This is a genomic window from Bradyrhizobium sp. USDA 4506, assembly GCF_054058795.1.
Genome location: NZ_JBSSBM010000001.1, coordinates 231,632 through 245,565 on the forward strand (window position 1 = coordinate 231,632; position 13,934 = coordinate 245,565).

Below are 13,934 nucleotides of genomic sequence, written 5' to 3' on the forward strand. Positions count from 1 at the left end.
GGCCCAAAATAGACAAAGTGAGTCGTCGCGCGATGATGAATGATCGTTGTATTCAGCTTCGCATAACGCAAGAAAGCTGCTCGGGACTTTCAAGTGCGGACCTAGTCTTACTGCGTCACAAACGACGATCTGTGTAGTGGTCGAACTTGATCGCACAACAAGGACATCTCGACAGCGTTCGGACGAGCCCATGCTCGAGCCGCCGTCGCATCGTCGCGATCGAGTTTGGAATGTGACGTTGGGTCCGCAGCGGCAGATCCGCGGGGTCTATAATCTGCGGGAAGGCGAGCGAGCGGGATCGGCTGGGCGCGCCGCGCGCCTGAGGGGGGAATCGTCTCCCGCTCGGAGATCAGGAATCCGTAGGCCGCAATGCACATCGTTGCGTGATGATGAAAGCCGCGCCAGCCGCGTCCCTGGAAGTGGCCGAGCCCGACCTCCTGCTTGAGGTCCTGATAGTCGCGTTCGATGCGCCAGCGCAATTTAGCCGTCTCAACGAGCGTCCGGAATGCCACATCCTCCGGCATTGTCGAGAGCCAGTATTTGGTAGGCTCGTCCTCGCCTTTCGGCCATTCGATCAGCAACCATTCCTCCAATCGCCGGGTGGTTTGCCAATAATCACGATGCGCGGCACGAACCCGCACGCGGGCAAAGCGCGAGGTCAGCTCTTCGTTCGTTCCTTGCCGCCACGTGATGGTGCGCCAAGCTTGGGCCGGCAGGCCGATCGCGAGCGCCTTCACGGCGGCTGGCTGATGCTGACGGTTGCGGCGCATCAGTTTCGGTGGACGGCCGCGGCCCGACCATGGCTTCGGCGGCAAGGGACCGGTGCCGGGCGCCCATACCGTTGTGCTCGACAGAAGACCCGCCACATAGGTCAATCCCAGCGCCGTGATCTCCGTGCGCAGGTCGCTGTTGTTGCCATAGCCCGCGTCCATCAGCACGACACCACGTGGAAGGTTGCTCGCACAGGCCCACCGCAACTGCTCCAGCGCGATCTCCGGCTTGGTCCGGAAGCCGACTTCGGCGGGAATGCCCACTTTACGCCGCCGATCGCAATCCTCAGTCCATTCCTTCGGAAGATAAAGGCAGTAGGCGACAGGCAGGCTGGCGTGGTGGTTGGCAATCGACAGCGACACCGCCACCTGGCAATTATCCTGCTTGCCGAGCTGCCCGCAATATTGCCGCGCAACTCCAACCGAATGTCGCCCCTGCTTGGGAAATCCGGTATCGTCGATGATCCAGCCTTCGATGGGGCCCTGGCGTTCAATCGCCGGCAGGACCATCTCGCGTACCTTGCTCAGCACCTTCTCATCCGACCAGGCGCCGCTGCCGACGAAATGCAGCAGCGATTGATGCTGGGCCGCCGTCCGCTCCGGAGCCGTCACCGCCGCCATCGGCTCCACGCTCTTGCGACCGCCGCAGGCCATCAGGCCGACGCAATAGTCGCGCAGCGGCGCCTTCCGATCAGCATGACCGATGACACTGGCAAGCCCTTCCAAATACGCCGCAAATCGCTTCTCGCTCGTCCTGGTGCCACGCCCGCTCATGTCGGCCTCATCGGCTAATGGTCCATGCTGCAACCATCGCTGATTCTGGCCGGCTAGAGCCTGCGGTTTTGTGACTCAGTCAGACTAGCAGGCCGTTGAAGAACTCAGCCGCGTTCGCAAACGAAGGCTGAATCGTCGCCATTGTGGATGTAGAAGTGGCCAACGAGCCTGCCCGCAGTGCCGATCATGGCCCATCCGCGACCACAGGACGGATCATTCTCGTCGTGCCTCTCCCATGAGAACTCGGCGCAGGCCGATCCGTCGCGGGTGCCGTAGCGAGCATCCAGGAAGCCCTTGAGAGCCCCAAACGCTATTTCGCCATCGGACTTGCCACGGAAGGTGAGATGCGCCTCTCCGACAAGATCGAGGAAGTCGCTGTCCCAGTTGTCCATTTCGACGATGCGCCAGCGGCCGGCAAAGGCCTTGGCAAAGCCGGGCACCTTGGCCATCAACCGGTCTCCGCGATCAACTTGGGCAGCCGCACCAGATTGTAGGCGGCCGCAGCGAAGGTAAAGGCCCATCCGACCCGATCACGGCCACGGAATCTGGTCTTCTCTTGCCCGGCGACCGTCTTGATCCAGCCGAATGCCTCCTCAATCCGCTTGCGGATGCGCTGGCTGACAGCATAACCGCCGTGCCGGGTCGTACGCCCGTCGATCGCAGAGCTACGGCCGCCGGTATTCTGCGCAACATGCGGCGTCACGTTCATCGAGCGCAGCTCGTTGACGAAGTCTTCTGCATCGTAGGCTTTGTCGGCACCAAGCGTGATCGCTGTCGGTCGATCGGCACGAGGCTCGATCATGTGCAGCGCGGCCACCCGTTCGGCATGCCCACCGGCCTGCGTCAGGCAGGCGTCGACCAGCAAGCCGTGGCGGTTCTCCATCAGCCCGTGCCCGATGAAGCACAGCTTCGTCTCCTTGCCTTTCCCCTTGCGGTAGAGCCTGGCCTCCGGATCGGTGGTCGAAGCATGGGTGTCGTTGGAGCGCTTCTGGCCATGGAAGTTCGCTTCAGCATTGCGCCCGCCGCCTTGGGCCGGCGGCTCGCCGGAGCTATCCTTCGGTTTGACGCTCTTCATCGAGGCCCAGGCCTCGATCAGCGTGCCGTCGACCGAGAAGTGATCGCTCGACAGAAGCTTCTTCACCCTGGGCTGCGCCAGCACCGCCGCCAGGAACTTCGCCGCGATGTCGCCTTCCAGCAGCCGGTCGCGGTTCTTCGAGAATACCGAATGGTCCCAGGCTGCATCGTCGACGCCGATTCCGACGAACCAGCGGAACAGCAAATCATATTCCAACCGCTCCATCAGAAGTCGCTCCGAGCGGATCGAATAAAACGCCTGCAACAGCATCGCCCGCAGCAGCTTCTCCGGCGGGATCGACGGCCGTCCAATCGGCGAATAAAGGGCGGCGAACTCGTGCTCCAGCGCCGCCAGCGCCTCGTTCACGATCGTCCGGATCCCTCGCAGCGGATGATCACGCCGCACCCTTGCTTCCAGGTCGACGTAGCTGAACAGCTCGCCCGTTCGATTGTCGCCGCCGCGCACGCACCATCTCCGAATCTCGTCGGAGCCAATGAATCATGATCCTCGGTCGGCGGCGACCGCCTTTTTTCAACAGCCTGCTAGGCAAGAATATTCGTCTAGCACCAGATCCAGTAAGGGAGGATTTGCTAGCGTCTTTAGTCAACGACAAAAGTCATGCCGGCGAAGCTTGCTCGGGGCCTCAGATCACGTATTGTTGCGAGGTGATTTGTAGAGGATCGTTCGATCCCGACCGCAAGGTTTACCACGAGATCATCGGGGGCATTCACACGACATAACGATCGCTCCCGCTGACCGCCGCAATGCAGGAACCACGATTCTTCAAAAGCCGCGTCACTTTTCCATTAGCGAGGGCAAACTGAATTTGGAGCTCCGCGCCGCGAAGGTCGACCACTATCCTGCGTACAACGCTCAGATGGGGCCCCGTAGTAGCGGCGTACGCAACGGCTGCTTGCGGTGGTGAACTTGACGGTCAAAGCGGAGGTATGTCTCGAACGGCAAGCCCGACTTGAGAAATCAAGCGATAGAACTCAGGGCAGGTCTTGGCGACACATTCGGGATGATCTAGGCTCACGCCACCGCCGGCCGCTCCGAGAACGGCAAGAGACATCGCCATTCGATGATCGTCGCGGGTTCGAAGCTCGGCGTAGCGGGGAATTCCCGGGAAAACTTTCCACCCATCCGCCCTTTCTTCGACCGGAACGCCCACCTCGAGAAGTGCTTGCGTCATCGCATCGACGCGGTCGCACTCATGGTTGCGGATATGGGCAACTCCTTGGATCTCGATGGGAGCATCAGCATAAGGGGCCAGCGCGGCGACCGTCAGGGCGATGTCCGAACAATCATTGAGATCGAGGGTGAATCCGCCCTTCAGTTTCAAGAGAGTTGCGGGGCGTGAAATCCGCACGCCCTTCGAACCGAGCCAGGCTACTTCACAACCAAGTTGCGCAATGAGGTCGATAAATCTGGTGTCGGGCTGACGACTATGTCGGATGGCATTGGGGATCACCAGCGTACCCTTGAGAGCAGCTGGCAGCGCTGCGAAATAGGACGCCGTTGAGGCATCCGCTTCGACCTGAAAATCGGTGGCGAAATAGCCGGTCGGTTGCACGCGGATTTTGGATAGATCGCTCGTGGCATCGACCTCCGCTCCAAAGGCGCGCATGCAATCGAGCGTGATGTCGACATATTGACGCTGAACGACATGACCGTCTGTGCGGAAGACCATGGGATGCTCGGCCTGAGGGGCAGCAATAAGGAGTCCGCTGAGATACTGGCTGGATACGCCGCCATCGACGAAAGCTTCGGTATTGGTAATGGCACCGCCACGAACCAAAGCGGGGAGAAATCCGGGACGTTCTAAAGGCTGGATGCACTCCCCGAGCATAGCCAAGGCATCGAACAAACCCTTCATGGGCCGCATGGTCATCTGCTTGCTGGCTACGATTTGCCACTCCCCAGCGCCACCCATAGCCAGCACGCACGGCAAAAAGCGCGCGACCGTGCCCGCCGAGTGGACATTGAGGGCAGTCCCAGTAACGGGACGGTCTCGTCCAATTCCATAGACAGTGAATCCGTCAGCCACCTTCTCAATTTTGCATCCGAGAGCTTCGGCGGCGGCGAGCCCGGCCTTGGTGTCATCGCTGTCGAGCGGGTTTCGAATGGTCGACCCACCCCTGCTGCAGAGGGCCATCATGATGGCCCTATTGGTGATGCTCTTGCTGCCGGGAACGACGACTACTCCGTCTAGTTCGCCAGTGAACTTTTCAATAAGGATTCGATGATTTGAGGCCTGAGACAAGGTTGTACTCGCGCTGTGAGGCAACGTTCCGGCTTTTAAGCACACGATTGCAATTAAAAACAACCCCATACGGTCTTCGCTGTGCATCGTCCGATGACCGCCAGACGCTACCGTTCGGCTCGCTCTCCAAACCGATGGTGTCTAAGAAGGAACGGCGGGGGCTACCGCTGCGTCGGCGGATTGTACTTCGCCGAACCGGCGCAACCGCTTGCGGCCGACGAGTCGTCCAGCATCCGGTCTGTTGGGCTGATGACGGTGTGTAGTGTTAGGTCCATTGTCGGCAGATTGTTCAAAATCAACGTCTGACAAAATCCCGGCGATACAGACGGTCGGCGGAGTATTTCGGACACACGCCGTCGCAACAGTAGTCTGGTACGGACATCAGTTCTGGCCATATCAGCAAACAGGGCCACATAGCTCTCGGGAGGGCTACAACCACCCTGCTGCTGAGATAGTTCCGGACGAGCAGACGAACTGGAGCATCGGTATCTTCGGCGATCTGGTCAGCGTATGACCACAACGCGTCGGCTCGAAACTTGTCCACGCTCGCCAGCGGCATGTAGCTTACAATCGCGCTCGCCTGACGTGCCCTGTCGTGTGTCAACGGATGACGGTTGGAGCAGTTCGATCTGCTCTCTTGTGGGTTGCCAGGTCTGCCTTGAACGCCATAATCCCCCTTTCGGCCCAAAGCGCCCGTGCCTGTTCTTGCTGATCGCTTTTGAGCTTGTCCGCCACCCAGAGCAGCGCGCCGAGGATGGTGACACGATCATCGTTGGTCAGCTCGACGATCCCGGCCTTGACGACGAGACCGCCGAGCTCAATGAGATGCCGCGTGCGCTTGCGGCGCTCGACCTGCCATGTGCGCATATCATGACGCGCTTGTGCCGCCTGATGGCGGTTGCGCTCGGTCCGGTTGCGCCGCAGGGCCGCCCGCGTCACGGCCATTTGCCGACGTCGATCGCCGCGCCCGTCCTTGAAAGTGCCATGGCCGGCATCATGGCAGCCATCGAAGATGGCCTCTACCAGCCGTCGATGAAGGCCCGGATGGACGAGCTTGAACGGCAGAGGGCGGAGATCACCGAGCGTCTTACCCAGGCTCCCGCCGATATCCCGGACGTTCACCCGAACGTCGCCAACATCTACCGCAAGAACGTAGTCCGGTTCACCGAGGCTCTGGACGATCCGGACGGAGGCCGGGAAGCAGCCCAGGCGCTCCGCTCGCTCATCGGCGAAATCGTGCTGCCCCCCGGCGAGAAACGCGGCGAGGTCCATGCCGAGCTACGCGGCGAGCTGATGGGCATCCTTGATTTCGCGAATGTTACGGGAAATCAAAGGGCTGGCCGTTTTATGTCGGCAGCGGCTGCGTGTCCGCGCTTGCTCAAGAACAAATACCGCGCAAGGAGCGCGCCATTAAGCATCAAGGATACCTCCGCAGTAATCTTGGATCATCGGTCCGCATATTTTGAATTCGAACATTTCTTGCTTCAAGCGACGCGGTTAGGCGCGGCCTGCCGTCGCACCAGTGTGACGTCCATGACCAATGGTCCTCCCTCTCAGCTAACCACGATGCCTCCGTACTCGCTAGTTCAGACATTTCTCAAACGTTCTGTCTGCCGTGAGGATGCGGCAGCGAGGTGCCGACTTGCCGACGGAAGACAGAGGAAGCGTGTGAAAGTGTCGTGCGGCGGGACGGCAGCCATGAGCAGGGACCTCGTTTGCTGCGGAGACGAGACGCAGACCGTTCAGCAGAGGCCGCTTTCCCTGGAAATCAGCGCAGCCGTGACAGATCAGCGATGACGATCGTCGAAACAACGGCAAGGAACGCGACAAGCCGATGGCGTTGACCTTGCCCCACGGGCTTTATCCTGCTTGAAGTTCTTCCTGGCCCACGACAAGGACCGGAGTATGAAGCGCAGCCGCTTTTCGGAAGAGCAGATCATTGGGATTTTAAAGGAGCACGAGGCCGGCGTTTCCGTCGCCGACCTGTGCAGCAAGCATGGCGTCAGCGACGCCAGCATCAACAAATGGAAGGCGAAGTTCGGCGGCATGGAGGTGTCAGATGCCAAGCAACTGAAAGAACTGGAGGATGAGAACACACGGCTGAAGCGGTTGCTGGCGAATGTCATGCTCGACAATGTCGCCCTGAAGGACTTGCTGGAGAAGAAGTGGTGACGCCCGCAGCTGAACGGAAAGCTGTCGCCCATCTCATGGATGCCCACCGGTTGAGCGAACGGCGGGCGTGTAAAACCATCGGCAGCTGCCGCATGACTATGAGATACAAGACGACCCGGACGAACGATGGCCGCCTTCGCCAGTGTATGAATGATCTGCCCGTTTCCGTCGTATTTGCCGACCGCGACTTCCAGGCAAAGCTGCCGCCGTCTACGCCATCCCTTGAGGCCGGCGAGGCGCTTCACAGGTTGTCGAAAGCGGTGCCGCAGTTCGACAATGTCGCCATCAAGGCGGGCGATCCCTGCTCGATCTTCTTCACCTCCGGAAGCTCCGGGCTTCCCAAGGCAGTCGAATTCTCGTTCGAGTCCGCCGAACGCGCCATTGCGGCGCCGACTACTCTTGGTTTTAACGCGCAGTCGCGGCTGCAGATCGTGGCTCCGCTTTTCCATACAGCTGGATGGGTTTGGTGTTGCTACGGGCTAACCGGTGGCATGACAATCATTCTGCTGCCCCAAGCCTCGCCAGATCGCATGACCTCCGCAGTCGCCGATCTCGGTGCGAGTCATGTGCAATGGCACCCCACGATGCTGGACACTGTGTTGGAACAGCAGGCCCGCAATCCGCGCGATCTCTCGGCCCTGCGCATGATCGCCTACGGGGCAGCACCGATCGCGCCGGAGATGCTCGAGCGCTGCTACCAGACCTTCAACTGCGAATTTTCTCAGGTTTATGGCCTCACCGAGACCGTCGGCCCCGTCGGCCATCTCGCGCCCGCTGCGCACCGGATCGATTGGGGCTCGGGAGGGCCGCCCACAGTTTCGATCAACCCCGGCATCTCGCTTCGCGTCGTCGATAAAGATGGTCGTGAAGTTGCGCCGGGAGAGGTCGGCGAAATCGAGGTTCAGCTGTCCTACCCCGCTCCATCCTATCTCCGGCAGGGCAGGCGCATTCCGATCGCCCGAAGCGATGGATGGATCGCGACCAGTGACATGGGCGCGATGGACACGGACGGCTATGTTCGCGTCATCGGACGATGGGGCGACATGATCATCACCGGCGGCGAGAATGTGTATCCGTCGGAGGTCGAGAATGTCATCGCAACTTTTCCCGAGGTTGCAGAGGTCGCCGTGTTCGGACGGCGCGACCAGCGCTGGGGCCAGGCCATTTGCGCCATGGTCGCACTTCGCCCGGAGGCGGAGATGAGCGCGGCAGAGGTGATCGAGCGCTGCCGCAAGCAGATCGCGGGCTACAAAACTCCCAAGACGGTGTTCTTCGTCGAGCGACTTCCGCGCAACCCCGCAGGCAAGGTCGTACGCCCGGCGTTGGAGCCTCTTGCGGTCGAGCTTGAAGCTGCAGGCTGATCAGCCTCCGATTAGGCGAATGAGACTATATTCGGTCTCCGACGCGCGCCGTGCGATCATCGCGCCCTCGATGCTTCGTACGCCCTCCCTGAAGCGCTCGGCGACTTCCGCGCACATCACGCCCCGCGGAGTGATCCGTAGATCTCCCAGTAGCGGATTTCGCCCAGGCTCGGTGCTCGCCCTCCAGCCTCCGCATAGCCGTCGATCAGATCCTGATAGCCACCAAAGCCGCCCACGGGCTGCGAGGGATTCTGGAAGCGCCAACTCTCCACACACAACCATCCAAGGTCTTCGATCGGATCCCCGATATGGGCTTGCTCCCAATCGAGAATTCCGACGAGGCCGTTCGGGCCGACCATGAGATTGCCGTTCCGGAAATCGCCATGAACCAGGGCAAGGGGCCGCGGCTCGGGACGATTCCTGCTCAACCAGCCGAAAGCCAGTTCGAAGACCGGGCGGGACTGGCCCGTCGCGCGAAAGCGGTCTTCCAGCACCTGCGATGCGACAGCGGGGTGGGCGGTTGGAAGTGCCGGAAGATGATCGCGGCTGAGCGCATGAAGTTGTGCCAGCGCCATCCCGCATTGTCGCGCCAGACCCGCGCGCGCGCCGTGGAGGGTCTGCGACTTGAGGATCCGCGGCCCCACGCTCTCACCGGTCAGACGCGCCATGGCATAGCCCTCGCCGACCTCGGCATCGGGTGTCAGCTCGAAGAAAAACTCCGGGACTGACAGCCCGTCACGATACGCCTCGCGGATCAAGGCCGCCTCGGTTGCGATCGGCAGAACGCCATTGCCGCTGAAACGCTCGGACAAGGGCGCCACCCGCAGCACCATGGGTACAGATCGTTCGGCGGTCACGAAATCGAAGGACCAGCTCTCCTTGCTCGCGCCACCGCCAAGCTGACGGAGCGCCTCGATGCGGCCCTCCCCCTGCCCTCCGGCGCGAGCACTTGCCGCCAGCGCCACCTGAAGCGCCTTCTGTCGTTGGTCGATCATGGCCTCTCCTCGCCATCATCTGTCGGGCGAGCCCCCTTTAATGTCAAGCCAATTGACCATATTGGAGACCCAGAGAGGGAGCCATGACCGCGCCCGGAACGATGCTGCAAAAGATCTACGATGCCCATCGGGTAGCGTTGCGGCCCTATCAAGGCAAGGGGTCCTTGGAGCGATCAACCAAGAAGCGCCGCCCTCCAGCGAAGATCGCCAGCCGTCTGCGCCCTCAGCTGATCCGCTGGCGGAAGATCGACCGAGCCCGGACAGATGAACTCCGCAGCGCTGGCCTGATGAAGAATGACGAGCAAATCCGATATGTCGTCCGCAAGTTCCAGGCTGGCGGCACGGCAGCCTTGGATCACAAGCAAGGTCGCGTGGCGCGACACGGCTCGATCGTGTGGTGGCGGCTTCAGTGGGACAGCAATTCCTCGATGCTGCCCAGCGCATCGTAGATGAGACGGAAGCGATCACGGTTCGTGTCAAAAAGCCGTTCGCGCGGCGAAAGCGGTCGATTGACCATCGGAGTCCACGTTTCATTTTCAGCCGGCAATCTCCGGGCCACCCTTCTCGACCACCGGCAACGCTTCCCCGATGTCGAGACGCATCTGGTTGATGGCTCGAGAGACCATCTGATCTCCGACCAGTTCGGCGATTGACATCGCCTTCGTCGCCGACCCCAACCCAAGCTGGAACGACTGATCATTACTGCTCTGGAGCGAACGTGCGACGCTACATCGTGATGTTCCGTGCGTCGCTCCCCTTCGTTTGACGCGGCCTGCTTTTCGAGTCCAGCGAGCGATCGCAGCCGCATCCGGATGCAGCCGCCAGGTTTCCGCCAGGAACAGGAACCGCGCGCGCTTACGCGGAACCCACCTTTACGTTGCCACGGTTGCGTAGCCCCCTAGCCGAACGCGCTTCTCGTTTGGTGAGAGACTGACTCGCGCCGATCTCAGGGTGTCTCGGTTGCCTTGGCCGCAATTGCCTTCAGCGCGTCCGACATCGCTTCGACGACTGGCTTGACGGATTCGTCGAGCCCATGCCGATGCGTAAGAAACGCTGGATCGTTGTAGGACAGAAACGTCGAGCCCGCCTCGTCCTGCCAGACCAGCGCCTTCAGCGGCAGGTCTATGCCAATCGTCTGCGATGCTTGCATCAGCGGCGTGCCTCCCTTGGCGGCGCCGAAGATCAGAAGGTCTGTGGGTCGCAGCGGTAGACCGACCGCGGCGGCGCCAGCGGCATGATCGATGTGAGCGAAGACCGTCATGCCCTTGGCACGGACCTCGGCCTCCAATCGCTTCATGGTCTCTTGCGGGCCGAAGCTACTGCGCACAGTAGTTAATCCATCGGTGGACATTGCCGGCTCTCCCAGTATCAGAGTTGCGATCAATACAGCAGCGACAGTCCAAGCAAACCTCATGTCATTGCTTCCTGAACAGCTTCGCCGGATCGAATTCCGCTTCCGGCACGAACCCGTCGCGGTTTGGCATCTTGATCTTCGGCAGGCTGTCACGATCGAGCTTGCCGTCGGCAGGCAGAATGCCATTCAGGCTTAGGATGTAAGCGGCAACGGCGTAAGTGTCGTCGACGCTCAGTGAGCCCGGCGCCTGATAGGGCATCGCCCGATGGATATAGTCGAACAGCGTCGTGGCGTAGGGCCAGTAGCTGCCGACAGTTTTCACGGGTGCATTCGAGGTCAGCGTGCCCTGCCCGCCCACCAAGCGGTCTTTGATGCCGCCGACGCCCTTGTCCCCGTGGCACGCTGCGCAGTTGTCGGCGAAGACCTCCTTGCCGCGCGCCGCTGTTCCGCTTCCTGGCGGCAGCCCCGTTCCATCCGGCCTGACGTCGATGTCCCACAACGCTATCTCGGCGGGCGTTGCTGGACGGCCGAAGTCATATGCAAGGACTGGCGAGACGAGCATGAGCGCGAACGCCCCGACGAGAAGAGCTTTGTTAGTCGAGAACATTGCTGACCCTCCCGGTCTCGTCGATGCTCCAGGTTTGTTGTGCGTTGTAGTGAAACAAGGCGTTGGTCCCCATTGCCGCGATGAAGGACTTGCGATCGGGTTGGATATTGCCCTTGTCGTCGGTCGAACGGCTTGCGATTTTGGTCGGCTTGCCATCCCAGACCCAATCCATCTGAAATCGGGTCTGCGCTTTCGGCAGCGCCGGGAAATAGAGCTGCGCCTCCTTCCAGGTGTTTGCGCCGTCGGTCGATATCTCGACCTTCGCGACCTTGCCATGACCGCTCCAGGCCAGCCCCGTGATGCGCTGGTAGCCGGGCTTAATCATCATGGTGCCGGAGGGCGCGGTGATCACCGAATTGGTCTCCATCCGGAGTTGGAATTGAATGGCTTTGCCGTTGGCCTGGAGTTGCGTGTAGCGGGCTGTCTCCCAGCGGGTCATCCAGGGCTGGTCGCCGAACTTCAGGCGGCGCAACCACTTGATGTTGAGGTTGCCCTCGAAGCCCGGCATCACCAGCCGCATCGGAAAGCCGTGCGCGGGCCGTAACGGCTCGCCATTCTGCCCATAGGCAACGAATGCCTCGTTCAGAATCTCGTCGGTGAGCGGAATGCTGCGGGCAACGCCTGCCGCGTCGCCGCCCTCGGCGAGCATCCAGGTGGAATTGCGATCCTTCCCGACGAGATCGACGATGAACTTGAGAGGAACGCCCGTCCATTCGTTGGTGCTGACCAATCCGTGCGTGTTCTGCACGGTAAGGTTGGGATCGGCCTTCTTCCAATTTTCCCAGCCGTTTCCGGTGCATTCGAGGAAGATCATCCGCGAGATCGACGGCATTGCCTTCAGATCTTCGACGTTGAACACCAGCGGCTTTTGGACCATACCGTGCACCAGCAACCGGTGTTTGGCCGGATCGATGTCGGGCACGCCGGAATGGCTTCGCTCGTAGTGCAGGTCGGTCGGCGTGATGCTGCCGAAGAGCTTGTCGAGCGGCGCCTTCGAATTGATCGCGTCGCCCGGATCGATGTTGCGCTTGCCGGGACCAGCTTCTGGAATACGTGCGATCTTCACGTACTTCGATCGCTCGCTGTGGCCCGAGAGGTCGGCACCGTCCTCTCGCGGCGGCACATCGGCGAGAGAGTCCGCCGCCGCGGCCCGACCCGCCACGATGCTTCCCGCAAGCCCCGTGGACGCTGCTAGGAAGTTTCTTCGCGACAGTCGACCCTCGATACTCTCGGGGGAATGGTCTCTACGATCGGTCATTTTCTTCGATACCTCGAAACCCATAGCCCAGCCTGCTCGTCTCGACGGGGCGCTGTTCGCCGGGGGCGGCCGGCAATGTGATCAGATAACCATAAGGTGATGAAGAGAGGCCTTCCTGTCGATGTCCGGGCGGCGCTACTCAATGACCGCAAGGATCAAAGGGAGCGCCGATCGGTGTCTGGACCGCAGGACGGCTTAAGCAATCTAGCGCCGATGCTTCGCGTCCGGCCCGAGTTGCAGGATTTCTGTCGGTTTGGTGGCACGTGGCGCACTGTGCACGAACCTGAAGGACCAGGCTGGGCTGCCTTCCACATCGTCACCAAGGGCGCCTGCTGCATCGAGCGAGCCGGGCAACTGCCGGTCCAGCTTGAGGCCGGGGACGTCCTGCTGCTTCCGCATGGGGACGGGCATGTTGTCTATGCCGGCGACGGAAGGGAAGAATCCCGGAACATCACCGCCACCTATCACGACCACATTCGCGTGAGACAGACGCAAGGTTCGGCAGCGGAAACCGAGCTGATCTGCGGTCGCCTGCATCTGGAGAGCGCTACCGAAAACCTTCTGCTGCGAGCGCTCCCTCATGTGATCGTGCTCAAGCTAGGAGGTATGCTGCAGTGCGCGGCCGTGGTACGCTTGATCCGTGACGAACTGGAAAACGGTCGTTGCGGTGCCACAGCCATTGCCAATGATCTGTCAAGCGCATTGTTTGTAATGCTGCTGCGCCAGCATCTCGAGCTCGCTCCCTCCATACAAGGATTGCTGGGCCTACTGAGCGCACGAGAGACGTCGCGAGCAGCGGCCGCAATTCTCGCCGATCCTGCCAGACATTGGGAGCTGAACGAATTGGCCTCCATCGCAGCGGTATCCAGAGCAACACTGGTGCGAGCATTCCGACGAATCTGCGGAATGCCGCCGCAAGTCTTTTTGACAGAGCTTCGGTTAGGCTTGGCCCGCAATCGAATCTCGCATACTTCTGAAGCGCTCCACAGGATTGCAGCGGACGTCGGTTATCAGTCGGAAACATCATTGAGCCGGGCATTTCAGCGCCGCTTCGGTATTCGCCCCGGCGCCTTGCGCCAAATGGGCTCGAATCTGTAGTCGCAATCGCTCGAGGCCCCGCAAACCGATCTTGTCCCTGAGCGTGGTGTAGAAAGGCGGCCATAACCGGCGCCCGTCTTCGAGGAAGCGGGTCAGCCCCTGCCAGTGATTGAGCGCGTAGCGGATGTCCTCGGCGAGCGTCGAACCGCTGGAGATCGTCGACAGCTGTTTCTCGAACCACGGCTTCAACGTAAGACCGTATGTCCT

General features: G+C 61.0%; 13 protein-coding genes and 2 pseudogenes. 5 read left to right on the forward strand and 10 right to left on the reverse strand.

The window, feature by feature from the left end; all coding sequences use genetic code 11:
- Positions 1–107: 107 nt before the first annotated feature.
- The 5 genes from ACVIHF_RS00970 to ACVIHF_RS00990 all read right to left on the reverse strand — a co-directional run bounded on the left by ACVIHF_RS00970 (position 108) and on the right by ACVIHF_RS00990 (position 5,749).
- Positions 108–1,544, reverse strand: a complete 1,437-nt coding sequence (locus tag ACVIHF_RS00970; RefSeq protein ID WP_253610521.1) for an IS701 family transposase — start codon at positions 1,542–1,544, stop codon at positions 108–110.
- Between the two features lie 104 nt (positions 1,545–1,648).
- Positions 1,649–1,993 carry a hypothetical protein gene (locus ACVIHF_RS00975; protein ID WP_253610246.1) on the reverse strand — a complete coding sequence of 115 codons (345 nt, stop codon included), beginning with the start codon at positions 1,991–1,993 and terminating at the stop codon, positions 1,649–1,651.
- Entirely contained in the window at positions 1,993–3,084 is a 1,092-nt protein-coding gene (locus ACVIHF_RS00980; protein WP_069276043.1) for an IS5 family transposase, read from the reverse strand. Before ACVIHF_RS00980 ends, ACVIHF_RS00975 begins: the two co-directional genes overlap by 1 nt.
- A gap of 469 nt (positions 3,085–3,553) precedes the next feature.
- The gene (gene aroA, locus ACVIHF_RS00985) at positions 3,554–4,969 is read right to left on the reverse strand and encodes a 3-phosphoshikimate 1-carboxyvinyltransferase (RefSeq protein WP_253610522.1); all 1,416 of its coding nucleotides are present in this window, start codon (positions 4,967–4,969) and stop codon (positions 3,554–3,556) included.
- Positions 4,970–5,482: 513 nt separating this feature from the next.
- Complete coding sequence (locus ACVIHF_RS00990; protein ID WP_253610651.1) at positions 5,483–5,749, reverse strand: conjugal transfer protein TraD; 267 nt, start codon at positions 5,747–5,749, stop codon at positions 5,483–5,485.
- A 117-nt stretch (positions 5,750–5,866) separates the two neighbouring features.
- Between ACVIHF_RS00990 and ACVIHF_RS00995 the strand changes: the two genes are divergently transcribed.
- The 3 genes and pseudogenes from ACVIHF_RS00995 (at position 5,867) to ACVIHF_RS01005 (ending at position 8,415) form a co-directional block, all read left to right on the forward strand.
- Entirely contained in the window at positions 5,867–6,679 is an 813-nt protein-coding gene (locus ACVIHF_RS00995) for a hypothetical protein (protein WP_253610523.1), read from the forward strand.
- Positions 6,680–6,787: 108 nt separating this feature from the next.
- Positions 6,788–7,203, forward strand: a pseudogene (locus ACVIHF_RS01000) (transposase); the annotation flags it as partial.
- Complete coding sequence (locus ACVIHF_RS01005; RefSeq protein ID WP_253610653.1) at positions 7,201–8,415, forward strand: class I adenylate-forming enzyme family protein; 1,215 nt, start codon at positions 7,201–7,203, stop codon at positions 8,413–8,415. The pseudogene ACVIHF_RS01000 and the gene ACVIHF_RS01005, both read left to right, overlap by 3 nt.
- Positions 8,416–8,531: 116 nt before the next feature.
- Here ACVIHF_RS01005 and ACVIHF_RS01010 read toward each other — a convergent pair whose 3' ends face one another.
- The gene (locus ACVIHF_RS01010; RefSeq protein ID WP_253610524.1) at positions 8,532–9,410 is read right to left on the reverse strand and encodes a phosphotransferase family protein; all 879 of its coding nucleotides are present in this window, start codon (positions 9,408–9,410) and stop codon (positions 8,532–8,534) included.
- 83 nt (positions 9,411–9,493) lie between these two features.
- Between ACVIHF_RS01010 and ACVIHF_RS01015 the strand changes: the two genes are divergently transcribed.
- A complete protein-coding gene (locus ACVIHF_RS01015; RefSeq protein ID WP_253610525.1) occupies positions 9,494–9,859 on the forward strand; it encodes a hypothetical protein in 366 nt (121 codons plus the stop codon).
- Between the two features lie 497 nt (positions 9,860–10,356).
- On the opposite strand, the gene ACVIHF_RS01020 is transcribed toward ACVIHF_RS01015, so the two are convergent.
- From ACVIHF_RS01020 to soxC, 3 genes are all read right to left on the reverse strand, one after another.
- Positions 10,357–10,761 carry a DUF302 domain-containing protein gene (locus ACVIHF_RS01020; protein ID WP_375167165.1) on the reverse strand — a complete coding sequence of 135 codons (405 nt, stop codon included), beginning with the start codon at positions 10,759–10,761 and terminating at the stop codon, positions 10,357–10,359.
- A 64-nt stretch (positions 10,762–10,825) separates the two neighbouring features.
- A complete protein-coding gene (locus ACVIHF_RS01025; protein ID WP_253610528.1) occupies positions 10,826–11,371 on the reverse strand; it encodes a c-type cytochrome in 546 nt (181 codons plus the stop codon).
- Entirely contained in the window at positions 11,358–12,533 is a 1,176-nt protein-coding gene (soxC, locus tag ACVIHF_RS01030; RefSeq protein ID WP_253610530.1) for a sulfite dehydrogenase, read from the reverse strand. Before soxC ends, ACVIHF_RS01025 begins: the two co-directional genes overlap by 14 nt.
- Positions 12,534–12,803: 270 nt before the next feature.
- On the opposite strand from soxC, the gene ACVIHF_RS01035 reads away from it, so the two are divergent.
- Positions 12,804–13,727, forward strand: coding sequence for an AraC family transcriptional regulator (locus ACVIHF_RS01035; RefSeq protein ID WP_253610531.1), 924 nt, complete (start codon positions 12,804–12,806; stop codon positions 13,725–13,727).
- 69 nt (positions 13,728–13,796) lie between these two features.
- Here the strand turns inward: ACVIHF_RS01035 and ACVIHF_RS01040 are convergent.
- A pseudogene (locus ACVIHF_RS01040) lies at positions 13,797–13,916 on the reverse strand (IS66 family transposase); the annotation flags it as partial.
- Between the last annotated feature and the right edge of the window lie 18 nt (positions 13,917–13,934).